Source organism: Staphylococcus sp. FSL W8-1207 (assembly GCF_038003745.1).
Taxonomy (GTDB): Bacteria; Bacillota; Bacilli; order Staphylococcales; family Staphylococcaceae; genus Staphylococcus; species Staphylococcus equorum.
Genome location: NZ_JBBOPU010000001.1, coordinates 627,852 through 653,322 on the forward strand (window position 1 = coordinate 627,852; position 25,471 = coordinate 653,322).

General features: G+C 31.9%; 29 protein-coding genes. 22 read left to right on the forward strand and 7 right to left on the reverse strand.

Features of this window, described 5'->3' with window-relative positions; all coding sequences use genetic code 11:
- Positions 1–32 precede the first annotated feature (32 nt).
- The 3 genes from rlmD (at position 33) to dinB (ending at position 3,448) form a co-directional block, all read left to right on the forward strand.
- Positions 33–1,394, forward strand: a complete 1,362-nt coding sequence (rlmD, locus tag NSR03_RS03095) for a 23S rRNA (uracil(1939)-C(5))-methyltransferase RlmD (RefSeq protein WP_002511395.1) — start codon at positions 33–35, stop codon at positions 1,392–1,394.
- Between the two features lie 219 nt (positions 1,395–1,613).
- Positions 1,614–2,171: a DUF3267 domain-containing protein gene (locus NSR03_RS03100; RefSeq protein WP_002507195.1), complete on the forward strand. Its 558-nt coding sequence runs from the start codon at positions 1,614–1,616 to the stop codon at positions 2,169–2,171.
- Between the two features lie 206 nt (positions 2,172–2,377).
- Positions 2,378–3,448 carry a DNA polymerase IV gene (dinB, locus tag NSR03_RS03105; RefSeq protein WP_340719178.1) on the forward strand — a complete coding sequence of 357 codons (1,071 nt, stop codon included), beginning with the start codon at positions 2,378–2,380 and terminating at the stop codon, positions 3,446–3,448.
- A 30-nt stretch (positions 3,449–3,478) separates the two neighbouring features.
- On the opposite strand, the gene NSR03_RS03110 is transcribed toward dinB, so the two are convergent.
- Together NSR03_RS03110 and ftnA are read right to left on the reverse strand one after the other, a co-directional pair.
- Positions 3,479–4,033, reverse strand: a complete 555-nt coding sequence (locus NSR03_RS03110; protein ID WP_002507197.1) for a 3'-5' exonuclease — start codon at positions 4,031–4,033, stop codon at positions 3,479–3,481.
- 181 nt (positions 4,034–4,214) lie between these two features.
- A complete protein-coding gene (gene ftnA, locus NSR03_RS03115; RefSeq protein ID WP_002507198.1) occupies positions 4,215–4,715 on the reverse strand; it encodes an H-type ferritin FtnA in 501 nt (166 codons plus the stop codon).
- Positions 4,716–4,884: 169 nt separating this feature from the next.
- On the opposite strand from ftnA, the gene NSR03_RS03120 reads away from it, so the two are divergent.
- Together NSR03_RS03120 and NSR03_RS03125 are read left to right on the forward strand one after the other, a co-directional pair.
- Positions 4,885–6,204, forward strand: a complete 1,320-nt coding sequence (locus NSR03_RS03120) for a Mur ligase family protein (RefSeq protein WP_069821044.1) — start codon at positions 4,885–4,887, stop codon at positions 6,202–6,204.
- Positions 6,201–6,920: a type 1 glutamine amidotransferase gene (locus NSR03_RS03125; RefSeq protein WP_002507200.1), complete on the forward strand. Its 720-nt coding sequence runs from the start codon at positions 6,201–6,203 to the stop codon at positions 6,918–6,920. Before NSR03_RS03120 ends, NSR03_RS03125 begins: the two co-directional genes overlap by 4 nt.
- Positions 6,921–7,018: 98 nt before the next feature.
- On the opposite strand, the gene NSR03_RS03130 is transcribed toward NSR03_RS03125, so the two are convergent.
- Positions 7,019–8,005: an FUSC family protein gene (locus NSR03_RS03130; protein WP_002507201.1), complete on the reverse strand. Its 987-nt coding sequence runs from the start codon at positions 8,003–8,005 to the stop codon at positions 7,019–7,021.
- A 180-nt stretch (positions 8,006–8,185) separates the two neighbouring features.
- Between NSR03_RS03130 and map the strand changes: the two genes are divergently transcribed.
- The 5 genes from map to vraR all read left to right on the forward strand — a co-directional run bounded on the left by map (position 8,186) and on the right by vraR (position 11,806).
- On the forward strand, positions 8,186–8,938 hold the full coding sequence (map, locus tag NSR03_RS03135; RefSeq protein WP_002507202.1) for a type I methionyl aminopeptidase: 753 nt from the start codon (positions 8,186–8,188) through the stop codon (positions 8,936–8,938).
- Positions 8,939–9,042: 104 nt separating this feature from the next.
- Entirely contained in the window at positions 9,043–9,429 is a 387-nt protein-coding gene (locus tag NSR03_RS03140; protein ID WP_002507203.1) for a hypothetical protein, read from the forward strand.
- 16 nt (positions 9,430–9,445) lie between these two features.
- On the forward strand, positions 9,446–10,147 hold the full coding sequence (gene vraT / locus NSR03_RS03145) for a cell wall-active antibiotics response protein VraT (protein ID WP_002507204.1): 702 nt from the start codon (positions 9,446–9,448) through the stop codon (positions 10,145–10,147).
- Entirely contained in the window at positions 10,144–11,187 is a 1,044-nt protein-coding gene (gene vraS / locus NSR03_RS03150) for a sensor histidine kinase VraS (protein WP_002511392.1), read from the forward strand. Before vraT ends, vraS begins: the two co-directional genes overlap by 4 nt.
- The gene (vraR, locus tag NSR03_RS03155; RefSeq protein WP_002507206.1) at positions 11,177–11,806 is read left to right on the forward strand and encodes a response regulator transcription factor VraR; all 630 of its coding nucleotides are present in this window, start codon (positions 11,177–11,179) and stop codon (positions 11,804–11,806) included. The genes vraS and vraR overlap by 11 nt, the downstream gene beginning before the upstream one ends.
- A 195-nt stretch (positions 11,807–12,001) precedes the next feature.
- On the opposite strand, the gene NSR03_RS03160 is transcribed toward vraR, so the two are convergent.
- From NSR03_RS03160 to NSR03_RS03170, 3 genes are all read right to left on the reverse strand, one after another.
- Positions 12,002–13,168: a YihY/virulence factor BrkB family protein gene (locus tag NSR03_RS03160; protein ID WP_069821043.1), complete on the reverse strand. Its 1,167-nt coding sequence runs from the start codon at positions 13,166–13,168 to the stop codon at positions 12,002–12,004.
- A 230-nt stretch (positions 13,169–13,398) separates the two neighbouring features.
- Positions 13,399–13,683 (reverse strand): hypothetical protein, encoded by a 285-nt coding sequence (locus NSR03_RS03165; RefSeq protein ID WP_002507208.1) that lies wholly within the window; start codon positions 13,681–13,683, stop codon positions 13,399–13,401.
- A 6-nt stretch (positions 13,684–13,689) separates the two neighbouring features.
- Positions 13,690–14,154, reverse strand: a complete 465-nt coding sequence (locus tag NSR03_RS03170; protein WP_002507209.1) for a low molecular weight protein-tyrosine-phosphatase — start codon at positions 14,152–14,154, stop codon at positions 13,690–13,692.
- 155 nt (positions 14,155–14,309) lie between these two features.
- Here NSR03_RS03170 and NSR03_RS03175 point away from each other — a divergent pair, with 155 nt between their 5' ends.
- From NSR03_RS03175 to NSR03_RS03220, 10 genes are all read left to right on the forward strand, one after another.
- A complete protein-coding gene (locus tag NSR03_RS03175) occupies positions 14,310–14,492 on the forward strand; it encodes a DUF1128 family protein (protein ID WP_226956897.1) in 183 nt (60 codons plus the stop codon).
- Positions 14,493–14,507: 15 nt separating this feature from the next.
- On the forward strand, positions 14,508–15,746 hold the full coding sequence (locus tag NSR03_RS03180; protein ID WP_056935763.1) for an aminopeptidase: 1,239 nt from the start codon (positions 14,508–14,510) through the stop codon (positions 15,744–15,746).
- Between the two features lie 94 nt (positions 15,747–15,840).
- Entirely contained in the window at positions 15,841–16,362 is a 522-nt protein-coding gene (locus NSR03_RS03185) for an acyl-CoA thioesterase (RefSeq protein ID WP_002511389.1), read from the forward strand.
- Positions 16,363–16,670: 308 nt separating this feature from the next.
- Complete coding sequence (locus tag NSR03_RS03190; RefSeq protein WP_002507213.1) at positions 16,671–16,841, forward strand: SE1561 family protein; 171 nt, start codon at positions 16,671–16,673, stop codon at positions 16,839–16,841.
- A gap of 100 nt (positions 16,842–16,941) precedes the next feature.
- Positions 16,942–17,460 carry a type 1 glutamine amidotransferase domain-containing protein gene (locus NSR03_RS03195; protein WP_002507214.1) on the forward strand — a complete coding sequence of 173 codons (519 nt, stop codon included), beginning with the start codon at positions 16,942–16,944 and terminating at the stop codon, positions 17,458–17,460.
- A 402-nt stretch (positions 17,461–17,862) separates the two neighbouring features.
- Positions 17,863–18,675, forward strand: coding sequence for a monofunctional peptidoglycan glycosyltransferase SgtB (sgtB, locus tag NSR03_RS03200; RefSeq protein WP_002511388.1), 813 nt, complete (start codon positions 17,863–17,865; stop codon positions 18,673–18,675).
- Between the two features lie 360 nt (positions 18,676–19,035).
- Positions 19,036–19,854 carry a recombination regulator RecX gene (gene recX, locus NSR03_RS03205; RefSeq protein ID WP_021339814.1) on the forward strand — a complete coding sequence of 273 codons (819 nt, stop codon included), beginning with the start codon at positions 19,036–19,038 and terminating at the stop codon, positions 19,852–19,854.
- On the forward strand, positions 19,832–20,146 hold the full coding sequence (locus NSR03_RS03210) for a YfhH family protein (RefSeq protein ID WP_002507217.1): 315 nt from the start codon (positions 19,832–19,834) through the stop codon (positions 20,144–20,146). The genes recX and NSR03_RS03210 overlap by 23 nt, the downstream gene beginning before the upstream one ends.
- 15 nt (positions 20,147–20,161) lie before the next feature.
- Positions 20,162–21,694 (forward strand): ATP-binding cassette domain-containing protein, encoded by a 1,533-nt coding sequence (locus NSR03_RS03215; protein WP_069821042.1) that lies wholly within the window; start codon positions 20,162–20,164, stop codon positions 21,692–21,694.
- 42 nt (positions 21,695–21,736) lie between these two features.
- The gene (locus NSR03_RS03220; RefSeq protein WP_285322302.1) at positions 21,737–22,546 is read left to right on the forward strand and encodes a sugar ABC transporter permease; all 810 of its coding nucleotides are present in this window, start codon (positions 21,737–21,739) and stop codon (positions 22,544–22,546) included.
- Between the two features lie 114 nt (positions 22,547–22,660).
- On the opposite strand, the gene NSR03_RS03225 is transcribed toward NSR03_RS03220, so the two are convergent.
- Complete coding sequence (locus NSR03_RS03225) at positions 22,661–23,638, reverse strand: metal-dependent hydrolase (protein ID WP_021339813.1); 978 nt, start codon at positions 23,636–23,638, stop codon at positions 22,661–22,663.
- 127 nt (positions 23,639–23,765) lie between these two features.
- Between NSR03_RS03225 and mutY the strand changes: the two genes are divergently transcribed.
- Both mutY and ntdP read left to right on the forward strand, forming a co-directional pair.
- Positions 23,766–24,812, forward strand: a complete 1,047-nt coding sequence (mutY, locus tag NSR03_RS03230; RefSeq protein ID WP_002507221.1) for an A/G-specific adenine glycosylase — start codon at positions 23,766–23,768, stop codon at positions 24,810–24,812.
- Positions 24,813–24,879: 67 nt separating this feature from the next.
- Positions 24,880–25,422 carry a nucleoside tri-diphosphate phosphatase gene (gene ntdP / locus NSR03_RS03235; RefSeq protein WP_002507222.1) on the forward strand — a complete coding sequence of 181 codons (543 nt, stop codon included), beginning with the start codon at positions 24,880–24,882 and terminating at the stop codon, positions 25,420–25,422.
- The last annotated feature ends 49 nt before the right edge of the window (positions 25,423–25,471 follow it).

Sequence of the window (25,471 nt, forward strand, 5' to 3'; positions counted from 1 at the left end):
TATCCTAACCTCTTTTAGTGTGGGGTGAAGTTATGGATGCAATTCAAAAAAATGAGGTCATAGAAGGAAAAGTTATAGATTTAACACATGAAGGGCATGGTGTTGTTAAATTAGATCGCTATCCTATATTTGTACCAAATGCGTTGATAAATGAAACAATAGAATTCAAAGTGATAAAAGTTAAGAAAAATTTTGCAATAGGTAAGTTACTTGAAATTAAAAAAGAGAGTGAAGAACGTGTAGAACCACCATGTGTTTATTACCATAAATGTGGTGGATGTCAGCTACAACATATGACCTATCAAGCACAGTTGAATATGAAAAAAGAGCAAGTTGTCAATTTGTTCCACCGTAAAGCAGATTTTAAGGATACGATTATCCACGATACGATTGGTATGGATAATCCGTGGTTTTATCGTAATAAATCTCAAGTACCAGTAGGTAAGAACAATGAAAATAAAGTGATTACAGGATTTTATCGTCAAAGAAGTCATGACATTATAGATATGGATGAATGTTTAATACAAGACAATATGCATCAAGACGTGCTAAATCAACTCAAATTATGGTTCAATGAATTAAATATCAGTATATATAATGAGCGTAAAAAGCAAGGTCTTATGCGTCATGTCGTTATTAGAACAGGACACCATTCTAGAGAACTGATGGTTGTATTTGTTACAAATGGGAAGAAATTCAAACAAAGTGATGTACTTACAGAAAAATTAGTAGCAGCATTTCCAGAAATAGTAAGTGTCAAACATAACGTGAATGATACACATTCGAATGTCATCATGGGTGAAACGTCATATACGCTATATGGCAAAGATGAAATTCAAGACACACTTTCAGATGTAACATTCAAAATCAGTGATCAATCTTTTTATCAAATCAATTCTATTCAAACTGAAAAATTATATCAACGTGCAATTGAATATGCTGAACTTAAAGGTGAAGAAACAATACTAGATACTTATTGCGGTATAGGTACGATTGGATTATACATGGCACCGAAAGCGCAACATGTCTATGGTGTTGAGATTGTCCCAGAAGCGATTGCAGACGCAAAGCAAAATGCGACCTTAAACCAGTTCGAAAATACAACTTTTGTCTGTGGTAAAGCTGAAGAGGTTATTCTAAAATGGAAAGCACAAGGCATTAAACCAGATGTAGTAATGGTTGATCCACCTCGAAAAGGCTGTGACGAAACTTTCTTGGAAACACTTTTAGAATTGAACCCAAGAAAGATTGTCTATATTTCTTGCAATCCATCAACGCAACAACGTGATGCGCAACAATTAGCACAACGATATAAATTAACACAAATTACACCAGTAGATATGTTTCCACATACCACGCATGTTGAAACAGTAGCACAATTTGAAAGACGCTAAATTATAATATTTTATATTTAGGTGATTATACGTGAATATAGGATTTGTGTGAATTTAATTAATAAGTTGTTTACTAATTATTGCAAAATATTGCAGAACAAGTAAGTTTGTTAAAATTCAATTACAAGCAACTAACTTACTTGAAAAGCCCATCATTAGTGGTTACAATCGTTGTATAGTCTAGGTAATAACGATGACGATGACACGGAGGGTTGACACATGTTCAAGATTGATTTGTTCTCTAGCAAGAAAATGTTAGAAGGATTTATACTTTTTCAATTTACAATAGTGATGGTTAGTATATTATTATCTTATAAATTTGCTTATTCATTTACACACATTATAGAACAAAATATTATATTAAATTTAGTATACGGTATATTAGGATTTGCAGTTGTTTATTTCTTACATGAATTTATTCATAATATAATGTTCCGCTTTTTGTCAAAAGGCAACAAACCTACTTTCCGAATCCGCCAAGGTTTAATTACTACCCATATGCCAAATGTATATTTTAAAAAATGGCAATATATCACTATCATGTTAGCTCCCTTAGTCGTTATTACAACAGTGTTGATTATATTATTCTCATTTTTTGCATATTCATCTATGATATTTATTGCGAGTCTTCATATTGGATATTGTGTAATGGACATGTATTTCTTAACAGGCGCACTTAATAACAAAGTGCAATATATTGAAGATACAGAAGAAGGTATTATATTTTATTCAGATAGTCCAGTGCCACAAATTCAGACTCAAAACGAAGTGAAATAATTGAATTTATAAATTTTAAAAACTGAGTTAGTTGTTTACTTACAGAGAGATGCTGATGATTGCGTTTAGCAGTCGTTTGTTCTGATAAGAGATGACTGACTCTTTTTTCGTGTTACTTGAGCAAATTTAAAGAAAATACATATTTTAAAAGGTAAGATTAAACTAATATTATTCATTGTATATAGACGATGAAGGAGGTGAGTGCATTGTCAGAAAGACGTATTATCCATATTGATATGGACTATTTTTTTGCGCAAGTAGAAATGAGAGATAATCCAAAGTTAAAAGGGAAGCCTGTGATTGTAGGTGGAAAAGCAAGCGGTAGGGGCGTAGTTTCAACAGCCTCATATGAAGCTAGAAAATATGGTGTACATTCTGCAATGCCCACTGCACAAGCGCATAAGTTATGCCCAAATGGTTTTTATGTTACTCCAAGATTTGAAGCATATAAAGCAGCTTCAGAAAAGATTATGAAGATATTCAAAAGTTATACTGATGTTGTAGAACCATTATCATTAGATGAAGCGTATTTAGACATTACACATCTAGTTAGAGCAGATTTACCCGCATCAAGTATTGCTCAATATATACGTAAAGATATTTTTGAAGCTACACAACTAACTTCTTCAGCTGGGGTATCTTATAATAAATTTTTAGCTAAATTGGCGAGCGGAATGAACAAGTCGAATGGGTTAACAGTAATTGATTATCGTAATGTACACGAGATATTAATGGGATTAGATATAGGCGATTTCCCTGGCGTGGGTAAAGCCTCTAAACAGAAAATGCACGATAACGCAATATACAATGGTAAAGATTTATACGAACAAAGCGAAAGAGAATTAATAAGACTTTTTGGTAAACGAGGCCATGGGCTATATAACAAAGCGAGAGGTATAGATTATAATCCTGTTAAACCAACAAGAATAAGGAAATCAGTTGGTACAGAGCGTACTTTTGCGACGGATATGAATGATGATGATCAAATATTACAAAAAATATGGGAATTGAGTCATAAAACAGCAGAACGTTTAGCTAAATTACAAAAATCCGGTAAGACAGTTACAGTAAAAATAAAGACGCACAAATTTGAATCATTATCGAAACAGCGAAGCTTAAGAGACTCTGTCAGAGATGAAACGGATATTTATAATATAGCTTATACTTTATATACAGAATTAAAAGATCCAGATGTACCCATTAGACTAGTAGGTGTAACAGTAGGTAATTTAGAAAAAGCATCTTATGAAAACATGACAATTTATGATTATATTTAAAAAGTGAGTTCAAATTTGAAGCTAAGTTTATTAATCTTTATCCTTTAAATCTTTGCCATAAATATTAAGCATACTACTTAAATCATCATAGTGTTTTAAAAGGCGAAATGTGATCATTGCACAAGCTTTTGCATCATTTAATGCATCATGATGACCATGAAAATCTAAATTATAATATTGCATCATATAATTCAAGCCGTAGCGGTGGTTCTCTATTGTTCTTCTTGATAGTTGTAATGAACAGAAGTATTTCATATTTGGCGTATCACTACCTATAGCTTTAATACTTTCATGCAGGACACTCATATCAAAAGCAGCATTATGTGCGACAACTGGTAGGTCGTCAATGAATTGCATCATAAAAGGGTATACTTTTTCAAACGTAGGTGCATCATGGACCTCATTCGGTTGTATACCATGTACAGCAATATTTTGTTGTGAAAAGTAATCGTTTGGATTGACTAATGTGTAAAATGATTCAGTGATTTGGTGATTAACAACTTTGACCATACCGACTGAACAGATACTAGTACGTTTACCATTGGCAGTTTCAAAATCAAGGGCAATAAATGCGTCAGAATTCATTAAGCAAGGTTCCTTTCTCATGTGTGAATATGATATGACTTTATATAAATATGTGCTTAGAGTCAAGTTAATCAGACTTTAACAAGCCAAATTACAAGCATATAATAAACATAAAAACTCATCCCAGATTTATATTGGGATGAGTTTTTTGAGACAATAAACTTAAGTTTTAATATGAAGATTACTCTTCGTCAAATGAACGTGCAGCTAATTCTTTCTCGTATAGGTAAAGTGTATTGCTGTCATCACCGATACGTTTTAGGTAATCAAGGTGTGTCTCAAACATCGCTTCTTCTTCTACTTGTTCATCTAAGAACCAATTCAAGAATGAAATAGTGGCATAATCTTTCGCTTGATTAGCTAGATCTGATAAATTATAAAATCTACGTGTAACATCTTGTTCTTGCGCTAAGCCATCTTGAAATGTTTCCAAGATACTTGAGAAGTCTGATTTTGGCGCAGGAATCGTTGCAAATAAAGCGTGTTCTCCACGATCATTGATATAATCATATATTTTTTTACCATGGAATCTTTCTTCTTTTGCTTGTTGAACATAGAAATTTGCAAAACCTTCGTATGATTCTTTGTCGCAAAAAGCGGCCATTGCCATATACGCATGTGCTGCAAAATATTCATGGTTCATTTGTTCATTTAATGCATTTAACAATTCTTTGTTTAACATAAGTAATAGCCTCCATGTATGTTTTTTTTCAGTATAGCAAATCTATTCTCATTAGTAAATAATAATAATTATAATCTAGGAAAAAGACATGATTATTTCAATTGAGAATTGTTTGGAATACAACTTAATCATGTTATAATATTTGAGTGAAGAGTGAAGGAGGAAGTACATGAGACATTGGACTGCAACCCACTTAGCAAAATTGGCTAAACAAGCAAGTAAAGCTGCTGGGAAAAAGGGCACAGACTTGCCAGGTCAAGTTGCTAGAAAAGTGGATAAAAATATTTTAAGAAAATTAGCATCACAAGTTGATGAAATTGTCTTTATAAGTGGCACAAATGGGAAAACAACCACTTCAAATTTAATTGGTCATACATTAAAAGTAAATGATGTCGACATCATACATAATAATGAAGGCGCAAATATGGCTGCAGGTATTACTTCAGCATTTATTTTGCAAATTAAACAAAGTACAAAAATTGCAGTCATTGAAATTGATGAAGGCTCGATTCCAAGAGTACTCAATGAAGTAACACCAACAATGATGGTGGTTACTAATTTCTTCCGTGATCAGATGGACCGTTTTGGGGAAATAGATATTATGGTAAATAATATTGCAAATGCAATTAATAATAAAGGGATTAAGTTATTGTTAAATGCGGACGATCCATTTGTGAGTAGATTGAAGATAGCTAGTGATACAGTTGTATATTATGGGATGAAAGCACATGCACATGAATTTGAACAAAGTACAATGAACGAGAGTCGCTATTGTCCAAATTGCGGTCGTTTATTACATTATGATTATATTCAGTATAATCAAATTGGGCATTATCATTGTGAATGTGGATTTAAACGCGAAGATACTAAATATGAAGTGTCTGAATTTAATTTAAATCCCTTCATTAATTTAAATGTAGGAACTGCCACATTCAATATGAAAATTGCGGGAGACTTTAATGCTTATAATGCGATTGCAGCTTATACAGTACTAAAAGAATTAGGACTCAATGATGAAGGTATAAAACGTGGATTTGAAACATATACGTCGAATAATGGACGTATGCAGTACTTTAAACAAGACAGTAAAGAAGCAATGATTAACCTTGCCAAAAACCCTGCCGGAATGAATGCTAGCCTTTCTATAGGAGAACAACTAGAAGGTAGTAAAGTTTATGTTTTAGGGTTGAATGATAATGCAGCTGACGGTAGAGATACTTCGTGGATTTATGATGCTGATTTTGAAAAATTAGCCAAACAACAAGTCGAAGTAATTATTGTTACAGGGCTACGTGCAGAAGAATTGCAGTTAAGATTAAAATTAGCAGGTGTAGAAGCACCAATCATTTTAGAGAGAGACATATATAAAGCGACAGCAAAAACGATGGACTATAAGGAAAGCTTTACAGTAGCTATTCCTAACTATACTTCTCTAGCACCTATGTTAGAACAATTAAATCACTCTTTTGAGGAGGACAAAGCTAGATGAATGAATTAACTGTTTATCATTTTATGCCTGATAAATTAAATTTATACAGTGATATTGGGAATATTATCGCGCTAAGACAACGTGCAAAAATGCGTGATATTAAATTAAATGTTGTAGATATAAATGAAACAGAGGGTGTTACTTTTGATCAATGTGATATTTTCTTTATTGGTGGCGGTAGTGATAGGGAACAGGCACTAGCTACTAAAGAATTAAGCAAAATCAAAACGACATTAAAAGAAGTAATTGAAGACGGTATGCCTGGTTTGACAATTTGTGGTGGCTATCAATTTCTAGGAAGTAAATATATTACGCCTGATGGTACTGAGCTTGAAGGACTTAATATTTTAGATTTTTATACTGAGTCACAGAAAGACCGTCTCACTGGCGATATTGTAATTGAGAGCGACACATTCGGTACAATTGTTGGTTTTGAAAATCATGGTGGCCGCACATACCATCCATATGGCACATTAGGTAATGTCACACATGGTTATGGTAATAATGATGAAGATGCTAAAGAAGGTATACATTATAAAAACCTATTGGGAACTTATCTACATGGACCAATTCTACCTAAGAACCATGAAGTGACTGATTACTTACTAGAAAAAGCATGTGAACGTAAAGGTATACCATTTACACCTAAGCAGGTAAATAACACTGAAGAAGAAGCTGCCAAACAAGTAATCGTTAATCGTGTAACACAAAAATAGAATAAGCTTAATAAAATAAAGTGGCTGTTAGAAATCCAATTGGAAATCTGACAGCCACTTTTTAAATTTTACTGAATAAGACTTATATACGCTAAGTGTTATGCAAAGCGATGGTCTAATATACGATAGATTAATAGAATTTCATAAATAAGGTGACTTTTTAATTGATTATCATCAAATTCATCTAAGCCCTTAACAGAAGTTTTCAATAATGAAGCAGATTGTTGTTGTCGTTCAAAAGATCCAGTTGTGTATATGTCATTAATACTTTGAGCAATACTTAAGATAGAGATTTTTTCTTCATTCGTAAATTGGATATGCGTGCCTTTAGGTAAATAGACTAAGTTTGATAAATGGGTGATGAACAATCTGTTTGTATGTGTACGTGTTGTTAATGATTTTAAACGTATCCATTCTGAATCATGATGTTTGTGATAGCTCAGTTCATCCTTTTGATAAGACAGTAATGTCTCAACTTTTTGATTTAAATCTAACAATACATTTAATTGTTGGTAGGGTGCGCCTTTAGTAAATTTGCCTAACAGTAACTGACGCATACGGTGATGAAAAAGCCCGTACATTTTAGACTCTACGTCATTTATTGAAGATTCAAGTTGGTCATAATATTTTGGTGGGAACACAACAAAGTTGACTAAACCTGCAGTAACCAGACCAATAATTGCAGTTAATAATCTTGAGAAAAAGTTAAAGAAATAAGCATCATGTATACCGGGTATCATAGCCATTGCTGTTAATGTTGCAACAGTTGTTCCAGCTTGAAGTTTTAACTTAGTACAAAATATTATTGTAAATGTAGCACTAAAAGCATATGCAAAAGCAGATTCGTCACCAAAAACAAATGTGAAAATAACTGCAAAGAGTGCTCCAATTACTGTAGCTGGCAGTCTACGATATCCTTTTTTTAATGATGCCTTTGCAGTGGGTTCAATTGTGACAATAGCAGTTAAAATTGCGAAAATAGGATTTAAATCTAATGCTAAACAAAAAAAGGCAGTTAAAAAAGTAGCCAACCCCGTTTTAATCGTTCGTGCACCTATAAGTCCTTTATACCAATTGTTGCTCATAAAAAAACTCCTAGTCATGTTATGTATCAAAAGAGAATTAACACGAATTACAGAAAGTAGCCATGTTATTCATATAATCAAAATGTTAAACTATACGTGTTCAAATATTCTAATTTATTATATCAAAAAAAGTCTGCTATAATAAGGAAGAATATAATTTACAAAAAGGAACGGGATAATATGATCGTAAAAACAGAAGAAGAATTAACAGCTTTAAAAGAAATTGGTTATATTTGTGCATTAATTAGAGATACTATGCAAGCAGAAACGAAGCCAGGTATCACAACAAAAGAGTTAGACGATATTGCAAAAGAGTTATTTGAAAAACATGGCGCACTTTCTGCTCCAATCCATGATGAAAAATTTCCTGGACAAACATGTATTAGTATTAATGAAGAAGTAGCGCATGGTATTCCAGGCAAACGTAAAATACGCGAAGGTGATTTAGTGAATATCGATGTTTCAGCATTGAAGAACGGCTATTACGCCGATACAGGCATTTCATTTGTCGTTGGCGAAGCAGACAATCCATTGAAACAAAAAGTCTGTGACGTAGCGTTAGAAGCATTTGATGCGGCTATGACAAGAGTTAAAGTAGGTGGGAAGTTAAGTCAAATCGGTAAAGCAGTCCATGCTACTGCACGAAAAAATGATTTAACAGTTATTAAAAATTTAACAGGTCACGGCGTAGGACAATCACTTCATGAAGCACCAAGCCACGTGATGAACTATTATGATCCCAAGGATAAAACTTTACTTAAAGAGGGCACAGTGATTGCAGTTGAACCGTTTATTTCTTCAAAAGCAACATTTGTGACAGAAGGCAAAAATGAATGGGCATTTGAAACAAAAGATAAAAGTTTTGTTGCTCAAATTGAGCATACTGTCATCGTTACCAAAGATGGACCAGTGTTAACTACTAAAATAGATTAGATAGTGTTTCGGTCTAAAGTCCTAATATAAGATGGTTCCGGAGCCTATACCAATGGTTCCGGATATTTTTTATAATAGAGTCTAATCGATCATGAGGTGATTCTATGAATTATATTACGTCTTATTTAGAAAAAATGACAAAACACACATTTCGCACAAGCATAGTGGAGTACCAACGATTTCTTGATAAAAAATTGAGAAGTGTTGAAATGTATATTAAATACTTAATTGAAAGAAAAGGTAATGTAGGCAGTTTAATTGATAGACTGACATTATCATTAGAAAATAAATATATTGATATGTTGGATAAAGAGTACATTGATTGTGCTGAAGAGATAGAACATAAAGATATTGAGCAAATAAAATGTGAATTAAATGAAATGGAAGCAGACTACGCTCGTATTGAAGCCGATTTATCACAACAAGCAACAGAGAGAGCTAATATTGAAACTGAGTGTGATCTAATCGAACGCATTAGTTTAGTCGCTTGAAGAAAGGTGGCGAAACATGACTCATAAATATATATCGACTGAGATGTTAATTGTTTTTACAACATTATTGATTATTGCCAATTTTTATTATATATTCTTTGAAAAAATTGGTTTCCTACTCGTGTTATTACTTGGCTGTATCTTAGCCTATGTCGGTTATTTGTATTTCCATAAAATACGGGGACTTTTATCATTTTGGATTGGTGCTTTGTTGATTGCATTCACTTTATTATCCAACAAATACACAATTATCATTTTATTTATCTTTTTAATAATGCTAATCATAAGATATATTATTTATAGGTTTAAACCATTTAAAGTAGTCGCTACAGATGAAGCAGTTGAGTCCCCAAACTTCATTAAACAAAAATGGTTTGGAGAGCAACGCACACCAGTATATGTATATAAATGGGAAGACTTACAAGTGCAACATGGCATAGGTGATATTCATATAGATATGTCTAAAGCTGCTAATATTAAAGAAAATAATACTGTAGTGATACGACATATTATAGGTAAAGTACAAATTATTGTACCTTTAAATTATAATATTATTTTAAACTTCACTGCCTTGTATGGGAATGCTTATGTTAATGAAACTTCTTATAAAGTAGAAAATAATAACATTAAAATCGTGGAAGAAACGAAAGAAGAAAACTATGCTGTAAACATTTATGTTTCGACGCTAATTGGCGATATTGAGGTGATTTATAAATGAATCACTACATAAGAGCAATAGGATCCATGTTGATATTAGTTTATAGCACATTTTTTGCTCTGTTTTTTATCGATAAAGTATTTGTAAACATAGTATATTTTCAAGGTATGTTTTATACACAAATTTTTGGAATACCAGTTTTACTATTTTTAAACTTATTAGTTATTTTTCTTTGTATTATTGTAGGATCGGTATTAGCATATAAAATAAATCAACAAAATCACTGGTTACAAGACCAAATAGAACGTTCTATTGAAGGTCAAACAGTAGGTATTAATGATCAAAACATTGAATTATATAATGAAACAATTGAATTGTATCAAACGTTAGTTCCATTAAATCAAGAAGTTCACAAATTACGTATGAAAACGCAAAACTTAACAAATGAATCATATAATATAAATGATGTGAAAGTTAAAAAGATTATAGAAGATGAACGACAAAGGCTTGCACGTGAATTACACGATTCAGTAAGTCAGCAATTATTTGCAGCGAGTATGATGCTTTCAGCTATTAAAGAAACACAGTTAGAAGCACCTTTAGATCAACAAATTCCGATATTAGAAAAAATGGTACAAGATTCTCAGTTAGAGATGAGAGCTTTACTATTACATTTAAGACCTATTGGATTAAAAGACAAATCATTAGGTGAAGGTATTAAAGATTTAGTCGTTGATTTAAAGAAAAAAGTACCTATGAAAGTTGTACATGATATTGAAGAATTTGAAGTACCTAAAGGTATTGAAGATCATTTGTTCAGAATTACGCAAGAAGCTTTATCTAATACTTTGAGACATTCAAAAGGTACCAAAGTAACAGTAGAATTGTTTAATATGGCAGATTACTTATTATTACGCATTCAAGACAATGGTAAAGGGTTCAATGTTGATGATAAGGTAGAACAAAGTTATGGTTTAAAAAACATGAGAGAACGTGCGCTTGAAATTGGTGCAACGTTTCATATTGTTTCTTTACCAGATTCAGGTACAAGAATTGAAGTAAAGGCACCATTAAATAAGGAGGATTCACATGACGATTAAAGTTTTGTTTGTTGATGATCATGAAATGGTTCGAATTGGAATTTCTAGTTACTTATCTACACAGCCAGATATTGATATTGTAGGGGAAGGTCAGTCAGGAAAAGATGCGATTGAAAAGGCTCATCAACTAAATCCAGATTTAATCTTAATGGACTTGCTTATGGACGATATGGATGGTGTCGATGCTACCGAGCAAATTAAAAAAGACTTACCCCATATTAAAGTTGTAATGTTAACAAGTTACATTGAAGATAATGAAGTATATCGTGCTTTAGATTCTGGCGTAGACAGCTATATTTTGAAAACGACTAGTGCTAGTGATATAGCCGAGGCTATTCGTAAAACGTATAAAAATGAGTCTGTATTTGAAGCTGAAGTGCTTGTGAAGATGAGAAATAGAATGAAACAACGTGCCGAATTATATGAAATGTTAACGGAACGAGAAATGGAAATTCTATTACTTATCGCAAAAGGTTACTCAAACCAAGAAATTGCGAGTGCATCACACATAACGATTAAAACAGTAAAAACACATGTAAGTAATATATTAAGTAAATTAGAAGTACAAGATAGAACACAAGCAGTTATTTATGCATTCCAGCATAATTTAATACAGTAATGAATTCTATTTTAAGTATTTCCAAAAGGCTAAAATCGAAACGTAGATGATAGACATTTACGTTTCGGTTTTAGTCTTTTTACGTGCTTTAAGGGCTCTATACTAAACAGGACTGATATAAATTAGAAAGCAAAAATAGCTGATAGACATCATGATTTAGATACCTATCAGCTATTTAGCAAAGTTTATATTAAATTATAATTTTTTGTTGTTTGAGTCTGAAATATTATGATTGGAATCAGTAGCATGTGTGGATTCATTTTCAGCATTGATATCAGCTTCGCTACCAACGTGAGTTGTTTCGTTCTCTTCTATCTCAGCCATTGTATGTTCCTCTGGTGTTTTACCAGCGACTACTTTACGTTGGTGGATAATCGCGTTGATTTCAGCGCCGATAATAATAATAAAGCCTGTAATGTATAACCATAACATTAAAATAATGATACCAGCGATACTACCGTATGTTTTAGAATAGTTAGCAAAATTTGATATATATATACCAAATAAGAATGAGCCACCTAAAAATACAATCGTAGCGAATATTGCACCTGGTATTACAGATTTCATTTTAATTTTAACATTTGGCGATAACGTATATAAAACCATAAACGCTATGAAAATAATGATTAATGGTAATACCACACGTACTAAATTAAAAATCCATTTAATTTGATCACCTAAACCAAGTGGGCCAAATAAAAGCGAACCGATTTGTTCTCCAAAGGTAGGTAATATCAGCGCGATAGGTAAGACGATAATCATAGCAAGTGTAAATAACACACTAAATAATTTAGAAACAATAAAGTTTCTACTATCTTCAACGTCATATGCGACGTTGAAAGAGTTCATAATTGCTGTCATACCGTTTGAAGCAGACCAAAGTGCTAAAATCAAACCTACAGATAATATACTGCCACTAGCATTACTCATAATATCACCAATGATTGATGATACTTGTCCTGCATAATCTGGTGGGACGTGCTCTTTAATCATATCTCTAATCGTTGATTGTTCAACACCTATTACAGGTACTATTGATAATAAGAATAGGAGCATAGGGAACAGTGACAACATGAAGTAATAGGATAATTGTGCAGATAAACCGGATGCATCATCTTTACCTATTCTATAAATAAGATAAGAGAAAAAATTAGGGTTTTTTGTATATTTTGCTGGTTTATTGATACGTGATACAAAGAATTCTTGATTGTCTTTCTTAGGTGATTTTGATTTGAATTCATTAGGCGTGATATACGTACGATCACGCCCGATTTGTTCATCTTTTGATTTCTTAGACTTCTTATCTTCATCCTTTTTAGTTGAGTTTAGAAACTTTGAAGTTGTTTTCTCTTTTTTAGACATATCAAATCTCCTTATGTATTGATATTTTCAGTATATTGTTTAATATACTTTAAAAGTTAAAGAAGGTAAATAACTGTTTATATTCTTTTTTAAAAATTGTTTTTAGATTTTTAAAATATCGCACATTACAAGTTATATACAAAAGACAATACCTAAACATGTAATATTAGGTATTGCCTTAATTTAATTATTTAAACATGTGGAATCAAAAATACTATACTATAAACAAATTAATTGTTTAAGCGATTGTTTTTACGCTCAACGAATGTATTTTTCGCATCTTTTAAAGAACGTTCTAATTCTGGATTATTACGGCGAATTTCTTCTACCACATCTTTCCAATATACTATCTCGTCTTTTACGTTGTTGATCGCTGAAGGTTTTTGAGAACGATTGCCTTCTTTTCTATCTTTAATTGATTGTTTTAATGATTGGCGAGTTGATTTGTCAGCCAATGTTGCTGCGCCTCCAATTACGGCACCTAATAGAATTCCTGGAATTAATTTATTTTGCATGATGTTTTACCCCTCTCTTAGATTTGCATCTTTAACTATAAAATCAATTAAGTTATCACAAGATGATTGTACCATTTTATAAACACCTTCGAAATTATTTGTATAATAAGGATCAGGTACGTCAGTCTCATTCATATCACTAAAGTCTAATAGTTTATACAATTGTCCATTAATGTTTGAATTGATCTGTTTAATATTCTCTACATTACTTTGATCCATTGCAATGATATAATCAAAGTCATCATCAGCTTTAAATAGTTCACTGATCATGTTATCAAAGGGTATATCATTTTTAGTGAGAATATCTTGCGTACCCTCATGAGGTGGCTGACCTAAGTTCCATTCACCTGTACCTCTAGAGGTTACGTTTAAACCTGTTATCTTTCGATCTAGTAATCTTTGTCGCATAATAGCTTCTGCCATTGGTGAGCGACAAATATTGCCTAAACAAACGAATGCTACTGAAATCATGTGACTACCTCCAAATTATATATTGCTAATTCCCATTTTAAAGCTTTTTTAATCATTTCTAAAGCATTATTGTGATAAAAGTTTTACAAGAAACGTAAATTTGATAAAATAAGTTGATAAAAGGGGTGAACGAAGTGACAAATACTAATGAACAAATGATAGTAGAAATAAGAGAACGTTTAAATCTTGTGAATCAAAGCTTGATTGATCCAGATAAATATGAAGAAGCAGATAAGCAAGAAATAGCTGAAATTCATGAATATGTAACATCAAAAGCGTCATTTACACCAAGTGAAGCAGCTGCAATTGCAGACGCACTTGGTCAAATACGCAAATAAAAGGAGTGTATAAATATGACTCAATTACAAGAAAAATTAAAACAATACGCCGAACTTTTAGTTGGTGTAGGAATGAATGTACAAGAAGGTCAACCAGTATTTATTCGCTCAAGTGTTGATGCTATTGAATTAACACATTACATAGTAGAAGCTGCATATAAACGAGGTGCATCTGATGTTAAAGTTGACTATAGTGATGATCGACTTTCTCGCCTAAAATTCGAATATGAACCAGTAGAACATTTTGAAAGTAATGAAGTGAAAGATTATGAAGTGGCTAAGCGCATGGATTATGTAGATAGAGGCGCTGCAAATTTAGCACTCATAACACAAGATCCTGATTTATTAAATGGCATTGACCGTGATAAATTATCAACTTTCCAAAAACAGTATGCTACTGCATATAAAGGATATATGGAAGCAAGTCAGAAAAACCAATTTCCATGGTGTGTGGCAGCCTATCCATCAAAAGCTTGGGCAAGTCGTGTTTATCCAGAACTATCAGAAGAAGCAGCTTACAACACGTTCATTGATGAAGTATTAGATATCGTTCGCGTAGATGGAAATGATCCAGTGGCTAATTGGAAAGACCATGTTGCTAATCTAAGTAAACATGCAGATAAATTACAAAGTAAAAATTATAAAGCACTTCACTATATTTCTGAAGGTACAGATTTAGAAATTGGTTTACCAGAAGGTCATATATGGGAAGATGCAACAAGTTATGCGAGTGGTGGTCAAGCCTTTGTAGCTAATATTCCAACTGAAGAAGTGTTCACTGCACCTCATAGATTAAAAGTAAATGGCTATGTGACGAATAAATTGCCATTAAGTCATAATGGTAATATTATAGATGGTTTTACATTAACTTTTAAAGATGGAGAAGTAATTGATTATAAAGCTAAGCAAGGCGAAGAGGTTTTACGTGATTTATTAAATACAGACGAAGGTGCTAAGCGATTAGGTGAAGTTGCACTAGTACCTGATGATTCACCGATTTCTAACCGCAATACCATTTTTTATAATACATTGTTCGATGAAAATGCATCTTGTCACATTGCATTAGGCTCAGCTTATGGTTTTAATATAGAGGGTGGTACAGAAATGACTACAGAGGAAAAGTTAGCACAAGGATTAAATGATTCACTTATTCATGTGGACTTTATGATTGGTAGTAAAGATTTAACGATTTATGGCGTGACACAAGAGGATGAAAAAGAACTCGTCTTCGAAAATGGTAACTGGTCAAAATAGAGAGAGAGGGATGAGTTGTCAGTGTTCTGAAATAGTCTACTATATTCAGAGCACTCACTTTTTGTCTGATAAAAGAAAAGGGATTGATTAAATTATGGAAAGACCAAAACGTAAATCGATGTCTGAAGCACGAAGTATTAAAGAGAGACAAGTATTCCCACAGGAAACGAATCATTTAAAGACAATGTTTGGCGGTATGTTGATGGCGAACATTGACGAAATTTCTGCTATAACAGCAACGAAACATAGTAATTCACAGGTGGTCACAGCTTCAACTGATTCGGTAGACTTTTTAAAACCAATTAAAACAGGTGCTGTAGTTTCTTATGAAGCTATGGTCTCATATGCGGGAAAATCTTCGATGGAAGTCTGTGTTCAAATTATTATAGAAGATGTGCTTAAAAATGAAAGACATTTAGCAGCATTAAGTTTTTTAACATTTGTAGCACTCGGTGAAGATGGTAAGCCAATAGAAGTACCTCAAGTATATCCAGAATCACAGACAGAAAAGTGGTTTTATGATACGGCACCTGCTCGAGTCAAGAGAAGGAAAGAACGTAGAGAAGAAAGTAAAAGCACGATTGAGTTCTTATCAAGCGTGCAACAATTAGGATAATACAAATCGAGGGTGCATATCGGATTAATACAAGCCGATATGCACCTTTATCACTTTATATATTTTTTTAAAATGGCAGTGATTTATGCCGATTACTGAGTAGTTAATAAAGCACTAGCTAAAAACTACAAGATAAGATTGTGCCTGAGCACAACGAGCACAAAAAGAGTGTCAACAAAGTCAGAGACGCGTTGACACTCTGAAACACTACACTTAGTATTTCGTTATAATATTATTCTGCTACTATCAAAAGTTGTTAATTCCATGTTAGGATAATAATATCTTATAAAAAGGAGTCTCATTAGATAATGAATGAAAATCAAACAATTGATCAAATAAAAGAAAGATTAGAAAAGTTTATTGACGATATAGACCAAGTTAATCCAAACGAAGTAAAAGTGGAAGACATTGATGAGTGGATTGGTTTATTAGATCAGTTAGAAGAAAAAGTAAAAACTGTATCAAACACATCTGAATAAGTTCAGTCTGTCCATAAGTGAGATTGAGCTACTGTATGTTTAACTTTTCTTAATTTCGTCTATACATAATGTAGAACGCAAATAGGAAAGGTGATTATACATGGCTAAAAAAGTAGCAATCATAGTAACAAATGAATTTGAAGATGTTGAATTAACAAGCCCTCAAGAAGCAATTGAAGAAGCGGGGCATGAAACAGTAATTATTGGCGATACAGCGAATAGTGAAGTTGTTGGTAAACATGGTGCAAAAGCTACAGTAGAAGTTAGTATTGCAGATGCTAAGCCAGAAGATTACGATGGATTATTAATTCCAGGTGGATTTTCTCCAGATCATCTACGTGGTGACTCAGAAGGTAGATATGGTACATTTGCTAAGTATTTCACAAAAAATGATGTTCCAACATTTGCAATTTGCCACGGACCTCAAATTTTAATAGATACTGATGATTTGAATGGACGTACTTTAACAGCAGTGTTAAATGTCCGTAAAGATTTATCTAACGCAGGCGCACAAGTTGTAGACGAATCTGTAGTTGTAGATAAAAATATAGTTACGAGTCGTACACCTGATGACTTAGATGATTTTAATAGAGAAATTGCAAATCAATTAACAGATTAATTGAAATTTATTAATTAACGTAAACTTTGGACGTGATTGTCCATAATATATAACTGGAAAAACGTATGGTAATGATTATATTTTATAGGTTGAATTTAAAGTTCAATCTTTTAGATATATTCTGACGCTATGGGTTTTTCCAGTTTTTATATTTTACAATGATAATTATCGCGATAGTATATATGGTGAGGATGGGACATAAATAGATATCCCATCCTCATATCTTATGGTTGTATAATGCTTAATAAACCCAAACATATATGAAATATGCTTACAATGAAACTCTATGCGTAGCGTGACATACACCCTTGGACTGATATTTTCAATTTGGTGTAGATAAACATTTAAACTATTGATAAACTCACTTATAATGATATGAGAGCAACATAAAGGAGCTAGCGCATGAAAAGAAGCGATCGTTATAAGCAAACTAAAAAACAAACCAGTCAAAAAAATTCAAATATACCGCAGCATAATACCTATTTCCAACCAGTAAATAAACCACCAAAAAAGAAAAAAGGAAAAGGTTTGTTGATAAAGATATTAATACCTATCATCATTTTAATCGCTGCCTTTATAGCTACAATGTATGCATTTTCTTTACGAGCAGATGTTGATGAATTGAGAAGTATTGAAGATAAAGAAACATTCGTCTCAGTTTCAAATATGCCAGACTATACTAAGGGTGCATTTATAGCAATGGAAGACGAAAGATATTATAAACATAATGGATTTGATTTCAAAGGTACGTCACGCGCACTATTTTCAACAATAAGTGAGAATAGCGTGCAAGGTGGAAGTACCATTACGCAACAAGTAGTGAAAAACTATTATTATGATAATGAACAATCACTAACAAGAAAAATCAAAGAATTATTTGTAGCACATCGCGCAGAAAAAACGTATGATAAAAATGAAATTTTAAGTTTTTATGTAAACAACATTTATTTTGGAAGTGATCAATACACTGTTGAGTCAGCAGCAAATCACTTTTTTGGGGTAACAACAGATAAAAATAATCCTAATTTACCTCAAATATCTGTATTACAAAGTGCAATTTTAGCTAGTAAGATTAATGCACCAAGTGTATACAATGTGAATAACATGTCGGATAATTTTATCAATCGTGTAAAAATAGATTTAGAGAAAATGAAACAACAGGATTATATTACTGATGAGCAGTATGAAAATGCAATCCAAGAACTCGGCGTGTAATAAACTAAGAGAATAGAATACTACAGTCTAAATTCAGTAGGTGCATGATTTATACATGTTTCAGCCTCAATTATTAAATTGTCAGTAGTTGACAGAATTGAAAATGCGCTTATATCAAGCTATTAAAGAACTACTACTTCGTTTATGAAGACAAGTAGTTCTTATGTAAGTGTTTTAGCTTTTTCTAATCAGTTTTGTGGGAGTGGGAATACGAAATCAAATTTTGATTTCTATCCTACTCCTTTTTTGATGTTATAATTTAAATATACATACAGGGATTAATAGCAATTTCAAATATGCTATACACTATAATTCCATTCATAATCAATATAAGTTATTCTTATAAGTGGAGTGAATAATATGCCTAAAATAACAAAGATAGAAGTGCAAAAAAAGAATAAAGAACGTTTTAATCTATATTTAGATGATGAATTTGAAATGGGAATCGATATTGATACCTTTGTCTATTTTAATTTAAACAAAGGTCAAATTGTTGAAGCTAAAGATATGGAAGAAATCCAAAGCTATGAACAATACAGGCAAGCAGTTAACGCAGCTATTCAATATATTTCATATAGAAAAAGAACTGACCATGAAGTAATAAAACATCTTACAAAGAAAGAAATTTCAGAGTCAGTTATTGCTAAAGTCATAGATTACTGTCATGAGCAAAAGCTCATAGATCATAATGATTATGCGAATAGTTTAAAAAACACCATGATCTTAACGACAGATAAAGGTCCTGGAATATATAAACAAAAATTACGAGAAGCTGGTATTGAACAATTAATTATTGATGAATATAGCCAGATTTATGAACAGGAGCAATCTATGGAAGATATATTAAAAGTTGCAAATAAAATTTTGAAACAGAAAAAAGGGCCATTAGTAAAAAGAAAAGAGAAATTAACACAATCATTAATGCAAAAAGGTTATTCTTTTGAGAAAATTAAAGAAGTAATGGATGAAATGGATTTTTCACAACCTGAAGAACAATTAGATGAGTTATTACAAAACGAATTAGAAAAAGCATATAATAAATATTCAAGAAAATTTTCAGGTAGAAAATTAATTAATAAAACAATAGAAGCACTTATGAGAAAAGGCTATAAATATGATAAAATTAAAGCTAAATTAGAAGAGAGTGGAATAGTAGATGGAACAGAAGAAATTGAGTGAAATGAGTGAAATTGAATTACGTCATGAGATACAAGGTTATAAAGAGAAAATGCGTAAAGCAGAAATGAATGGCATTTTTAATGAATATGACGTATATGCAAGTAAAGTAATTATTGCAGAAAGCTATCTAGTAGATAGAAACAAAGTAGAATTAGGTAAAATATACAAATTAAATGATGGCACAGAAAGCTATTTCAAAGTTGAACGGTTAAAAGGCGTTTTTGCGTGGGGCTTTAGAATTAAAAGTTCAGAACCTGAAGAAGGTTTACCACTCGCATTATTAAAATTGTAGAAGGATGAAGATAGGATGGGTAGTTCAATTATATTAAAGTTACTAAATGTAACTCATTATTATAGAAATAAAAAATCCTCCAAATGGTATTTACCATTTGGTTATGATGAAGAAGATATAGAATTGAATAATTTTAACCTCCATATCTATCAAGGTGAAGCTTTAGGGATAATAGGTGAACCGGGTTCTTCTAAATCATTAATAGGGCGTTTATTAAGTGGTGAAATACAACCCGATAAGGGAAAAGTCGTTATAAAAAGAGACTTGTTTTTTGCTGATATTGAAGATAAATTATTGCAACATACTTCTGTAAATGAGTTTGTGGCTAATGCAGTCATATTGTTTCAATATAAAACTTCGGATCATAAAGTAGAGCAAATTATAAGGTATGCACACCTTGAAGATAAAGCGGATGTTAAAGTTAACCGATTAACTGATTCACAATATGCACAATTATTATTTGCATTAGCAAGAACTTCAAAAGCAAGTATTATTATTTTTAATCATATATTACAATTTTTAGATGAATCTTTTATCGAAAAAGCAATTGGACTTACAGAAGAATACATAAATCAAAATTCAACAATTGTGATGATCGATGATGATGTTCAACGTATAGCTCAGACGAGTAATTACATTGCCTGGGTCTCTCATGGTCAACTTAGAATGGAAGGCTCTTTAAATCAAATATTACCAGTATTTAAAGACCATGAGAAAGATAGATTGTCATTGGAAGATGAACAAGAGAAGGCGAACTTTGATGTTGATTGGAAAAAAAGTAGAACAAGAACGCCGGAATTAACATACAATTTCAAACGTATAGAAAGATATAATCATGTGAAACCACCTGTTGCATTCGTTAGATTTTGGACGTGGCTTTCAGTATTTGTAGTTGGCTTATTATTTATGGCAGTTTTAATGTTTAATAATGTTGGGAAGTTACAGATTGGACAAAATATTGATCAAGCCTCAATACAAAACCAAAATAAAGATCCATATGAAGAAATGCTAGGTTACGCTATCGTATTAGATGAATCTATTACTGTGGAAGATATGGAAAATGGAAATAAACAAAAAATAAATCAGTATGGTTTTGTAACAATTACTGCTGAAAATAATGAGAATTATAGAATTGATGTAGACAATAAACATTATAAGGTTGCTAAAAATAAAGTGCGATTCTTTGAACCAGCAGCTTTATATGAAGAACATAGTTCTAAATCATTAGCACCATACATGCATAATAACTATATTAATTTTTATGAATTTTTCAACAGTCATTTGCATAAAAAACATAGTACAGTAACAGAAGGGCTTGTTCCAGAAAATAATAAGGACAATCGCTTTGTAGTACCTATAGTACAACAACCTATTTCTATGATTTTTAATGACGAAAATAAACTTAAAGGCTTTACATTCCCTATTAAGAAGAAGGAAGAATTAAAAGAAAAGTTCGATATTGAAAATAATTTCTGGATTACTAAATCTGGAGAAGGCTATTTTATGGCTGATTTAAAAAATAATAAATGGATATATATTGAATTGTAGGTGTAAAGAATGATTGATAGTATAATTAGTTTTTTTAAAAACGTGCCATATCTTAGCACACAAGCATATCACCGATTAAAATCACAGTGGGTATGGCTTGTCATACCATTTTTATCAAGCTTGGCATTGCTATTTTTATTAATGTTAATATTTAAAATAAAAGGCACTGAAGAACTAATTCAAGCTCGTGCCTATTTTAGATTGGCTGGGTTAACAACTTTTGCTTATATTTGGATTGCTGTATATCGAAGCTATAACACTTACAAAATTGATTACTTTACTGGTAAGCTATTTAACTTGAATCCAATATTTCAAAATGTTGTTATAGCAATCATTACGAGTATAACAATGTTTATAACTTTAATTATTATGATATATGCAACACCTGTTAATATTGAAAGTTCTATACCCTCTACGTTTTATTACGTTGTAATGTCGATGCTATTCATGATACTTGTATCGACAATATTAGGTCTTTCAGCTATTGTTCGTCGCAAAATCAATGTCATGTTTTATGTGATTTCATTAGTGATGTTTTTTATTGTTCCAATACTCTTTATACCAACAAGTAATACGACACTGATCTCGCACATATTAATGTTGAATCCACTATATTACCTTATTGAAGGTGTTTCACAGTCGGTCGTACTTGGTGCGTTAAGCTTGAATAATATACCTTATCATTTATATTATATATTATTTTTAGCAATACTTTGTGTAGTTATTTTTGCTAAATATCGAATAATGGCACACAGAAAATATTTGTACGCAATTCCTGATGAAACCATTGTTTCGCATTCAGATACAGATGAAAATATGATTGAAGCGGATGACTTAAACGAAAAAGATTAAAGATTATGGATTATTAATTAAACTAAAATAAGAAAAGAACTGGAAAGATTCGTTATCAATCAACGAATCTTTCCAGTTCTTATTGTATTTAGAGGTATTAAATTCTTTAACGTGTTACTTTGCAAATAATTTTTTCTGTAATTTATCTTCGCTAAAGACCCAGCCGATATAAGAATGATCGATAGTCATTTCATCGTCTAAATGGGCAATAGCTACAAAAGAATAATGTCCATTTTTTAAATAACGTAAATCAATTAATCTGATTTCGGTTGTTTCATCATCTAATTTTCTAGCTTCCCAACGATAAATAGTTGAGAAGTTAAGGAATGTTTTAATATTTTTATCACCTTCAACATATTGCATTAAATCATCACTTGGAAATGGGTGACGTTTTGATTTGTCACTAAATACAATGTTTCTACCAAAACTACGTCCCACATAATCATGTTCTTCAGTTTGTATTGCAACACGCCATTGCATGAAGCGAATTGTCGGAGCTACAAATACTTTTACTGGATTATGTTCTTGTTGAATTTGTTTTAGAGCTTGTTGTTTAATCACAGCTTGCATTCTAAAGCGAATGATATAATATACTACAAGAATAGCGATAATTGGGAAAAACACAAGATATGGATGAATCCCAACTAACCAAAGCAGTATTCCGATACACCACAAGATAAATATAATTGGATCAAACGTATTAATTACACTGAGTTGTATCCATTTGTTAGTAATAGGCCTTAGCGCTTGTGTACCATAAGAATTGAAAATATCTACAAACACATGTAGAAATACTGCAAGCTGAGCCCATAGCCAAACATGTGTTATATCAACGTTTTTGAAAAATGTAAAAATTAATAAAGTAATTAATAAAGGCCATAATATCGTAAAGGGTATTGAATGTGTAATACCTCTATGATTTGATATATAGGTAGCGTTATCTTTTAATTTAAAAACAGTGTCGCCATCAGGTATTAAAGAGCCAACTACTAATGTGGTAGCTGTGGCTACAAATGATCCTGCCATTGCCGGGTCTTGAGTAGCTAAAGCTGTTAAACCGATACCCATGACAATATGTGTGCCTGTATCCATAAGTATTCAACTCGTTTCATGTCAATAATATATATTCATTATAATCTAATATCATAAATAATAAAAATAACATACTAAAATTTATTTTGAAATTTTTAAGAATTACTAATAGAAAGAGATGTGTAAAATGTTTAATGAGTCAAAATTCAAGAATAATCTCGTTACATGGTTTGACGAACATCAACGTGAAATGCCCTGGAGAGAAACCTCTAATCCATATTATATATGGTTGAGTGAAGTAATGTTACAACAAACCCAAGTTAAAACGGTTATAGATTACTATCATAGATTCATTCATCGCTTCCCAACTATTACTGAGTTAAGTCAAGCACATGAAGATGAAGTGCTCAAATATTGGGAAGGCTTAGGCTATTATAGTAGAGCACGTAATTTTCACACGGCAATAAAAGAAGTACATGAAAGTTACAACGGTGTCGTACCAGACGAACCGGTGACATTTGGAAAGTTAAAAGGTGTAGGCCCTTATACACAAGCAGCAGTTATGAGTATTGCTTTCGACAAACCTTTAGCAACTGTGGATGGAAACGTCTTTAGAGTATGGTCACGACTAAACAATGATGAGAGAGATACGAAATTGCAATCAACACGTAAAGCATTTGAGAATGAATTACAACCATACGTTGAGCAAGATGCCGGTACATTTAACCAAGCAATGATGGAATTAGGTGCATTGGTATGTACACCGAAAGCTCCATTATGTTTATTCTGTCCGGTTCAAGATCATTGTGAAGCATTTGAACAAGGGACTGTTCAATCATTGCCTGTAAAAACAACAAAAGTTAAGAAGAAACATATAAAACAGCATGTTTATCTTCTTCAAAATGAAGATAATGCTTATTTAATTGAAAAACGTACACAAAAATTATTGAATAATATGTGGGAATTTCCAATGTACGAAGCAGAGGAAGATAAGCATATCAACACAGTATTAGGGACACAAGTGATATTTGATCAAACACCTGCATTTAAATTAAAACATCAATTTACACATATCACATGGGATATTGAAGTGTTTATATCTCAAGAAAATGTGCATAAAGATGACATTATTTTACCAGAGAATATGGTGTGGATGCAGTTAACAGAAAAAGAAGACTTTAATTTTCCTGTAAGTATGACAAAAATATATAATTTCATAACTAAACATTGTTAGATTCGGTGTTGTATCTTGAGGTATGTTATAATTCTATATGTGAAATTAAGAAAAGGTGGTGTGGAGCATGGTAAAAGAATCCATACCTAAAGAAGGTCAGACAATTAAGATTCAAAGTTATAAACATGATGGTAATATTCATCGTGTTTGGTCTGAAACTACTATATTAAAAGGTACGGAAGATGTTGTTATCGGTGGGAATGATCATACGCTCGTCACAGAAAGTGATAGTCGTACATGGATTACGAGAGAGCCTGCAATTGTATATTTTCATTCTGAATATTGGTTTAACGTGATATGTATGTTTAGAGAAGATGGCGTTTATTATTATTGTAATTTATCTTCACCATTTGTTTGTGATGAAGAAGCTTTAAAATATATCGATTACGATTTAGATATTAAAGTATATCCAAACGGTAAATATCATTTACTAGATGAAGATGAATACGAGCAGCATATGAAACAAATGAATTATTCATCTGATATCGACGTGATTTTAAGAAGAAATGTAGATATTTTACAGCAATGGATTGAACAGAAGAAAGGTCCGTTTGCTCCAGACTTTATTAAAGTTTGGCGAGAACGATACAAAAAAGTTAGAAATTATTAAGCAGATTTAATGTTTTTAATTTAATTATCATTTATAGTGATATGAATGT

Excerpts from the sequence above, each read along its gene's own strand:
- recX (WP_021339814.1), top strand. The coding sequence starts at position 19,036 with ATGCCTAAAATAACAAAGATAGAAGTGCAAAAAAAGAATAAAGAACGT.
- NSR03_RS03160 (WP_069821043.1), bottom strand. The coding sequence starts at position 13,168 with ATGTCTAAAAAAGAGAAAACAACTTCAAAGTTTCTAAACTCAACTAAA.
- NSR03_RS03100 (WP_002507195.1), top strand. The coding sequence starts at position 1,614 with ATGTTCAAGATTGATTTGTTCTCTAGCAAGAAAATGTTAGAAGGATTT.
- NSR03_RS03180 (WP_056935763.1), top strand. The coding sequence starts at position 14,508 with ATGACTCAATTACAAGAAAAATTAAAACAATACGCCGAACTTTTAGTT.
- NSR03_RS03195 (WP_002507214.1), top strand. The coding sequence starts at position 16,942 with ATGGCTAAAAAAGTAGCAATCATAGTAACAAATGAATTTGAAGATGTT.
- mutY (WP_002507221.1), top strand. The coding sequence starts at position 23,766 with ATGTTTAATGAGTCAAAATTCAAGAATAATCTCGTTACATGGTTTGAC.
- ntdP (WP_002507222.1), top strand. The coding sequence starts at position 24,880 with ATGGTAAAAGAATCCATACCTAAAGAAGGTCAGACAATTAAGATTCAA.
- rlmD (WP_002511395.1), top strand. The coding sequence starts at position 33 with ATGGATGCAATTCAAAAAAATGAGGTCATAGAAGGAAAAGTTATAGAT.
- NSR03_RS03110 (WP_002507197.1), bottom strand. The coding sequence starts at position 4,033 with ATGAATTCTGACGCATTTATTGCCCTTGATTTTGAAACTGCCAATGGT.
- NSR03_RS03140 (WP_002507203.1), top strand. The coding sequence starts at position 9,043 with ATGAATTATATTACGTCTTATTTAGAAAAAATGACAAAACACACATTT.
- map (WP_002507202.1), top strand. The coding sequence starts at position 8,186 with ATGATCGTAAAAACAGAAGAAGAATTAACAGCTTTAAAAGAAATTGGT.
- NSR03_RS03165 (WP_002507208.1), bottom strand. The coding sequence starts at position 13,683 with ATGCAAAATAAATTAATTCCAGGAATTCTATTAGGTGCCGTAATTGGA.
- NSR03_RS03215 (WP_069821042.1), top strand. The coding sequence starts at position 20,162 with ATGGGTAGTTCAATTATATTAAAGTTACTAAATGTAACTCATTATTAT.
- NSR03_RS03190 (WP_002507213.1), top strand. The coding sequence starts at position 16,671 with ATGAATGAAAATCAAACAATTGATCAAATAAAAGAAAGATTAGAAAAG.
- NSR03_RS03210 (WP_002507217.1), top strand. The coding sequence starts at position 19,832 with ATGGAACAGAAGAAATTGAGTGAAATGAGTGAAATTGAATTACGTCAT.
- vraT (WP_002507204.1), top strand. The coding sequence starts at position 9,446 with ATGACTCATAAATATATATCGACTGAGATGTTAATTGTTTTTACAACA.
- NSR03_RS03225 (WP_021339813.1), bottom strand. The coding sequence starts at position 23,638 with ATGGATACAGGCACACATATTGTCATGGGTATCGGTTTAACAGCTTTA.
- vraS (WP_002511392.1), top strand. The coding sequence starts at position 10,144 with ATGAATCACTACATAAGAGCAATAGGATCCATGTTGATATTAGTTTAT.
- NSR03_RS03170 (WP_002507209.1), bottom strand. The coding sequence starts at position 14,154 with ATGATTTCAGTAGCATTCGTTTGTTTAGGCAATATTTGTCGCTCACCA.
- NSR03_RS03125 (WP_002507200.1), top strand. The coding sequence starts at position 6,201 with ATGAATGAATTAACTGTTTATCATTTTATGCCTGATAAATTAAATTTA.
- vraR (WP_002507206.1), top strand. The coding sequence starts at position 11,177 with ATGACGATTAAAGTTTTGTTTGTTGATGATCATGAAATGGTTCGAATT.
- NSR03_RS03130 (WP_002507201.1), bottom strand. The coding sequence starts at position 8,005 with ATGAGCAACAATTGGTATAAAGGACTTATAGGTGCACGAACGATTAAA.
- NSR03_RS03175 (WP_226956897.1), top strand. The coding sequence starts at position 14,310 with ATGATAGTAGAAATAAGAGAACGTTTAAATCTTGTGAATCAAAGCTTG.
- NSR03_RS03120 (WP_069821044.1), top strand. The coding sequence starts at position 4,885 with ATGAGACATTGGACTGCAACCCACTTAGCAAAATTGGCTAAACAAGCA.
- ftnA (WP_002507198.1), bottom strand. The coding sequence starts at position 4,715 with ATGTTAAACAAAGAATTGTTAAATGCATTAAATGAACAAATGAACCAT.
- sgtB (WP_002511388.1), top strand. The coding sequence starts at position 17,863 with ATGAAAAGAAGCGATCGTTATAAGCAAACTAAAAAACAAACCAGTCAA.
- NSR03_RS03185 (WP_002511389.1), top strand. The coding sequence starts at position 15,841 with ATGGAAAGACCAAAACGTAAATCGATGTCTGAAGCACGAAGTATTAAA.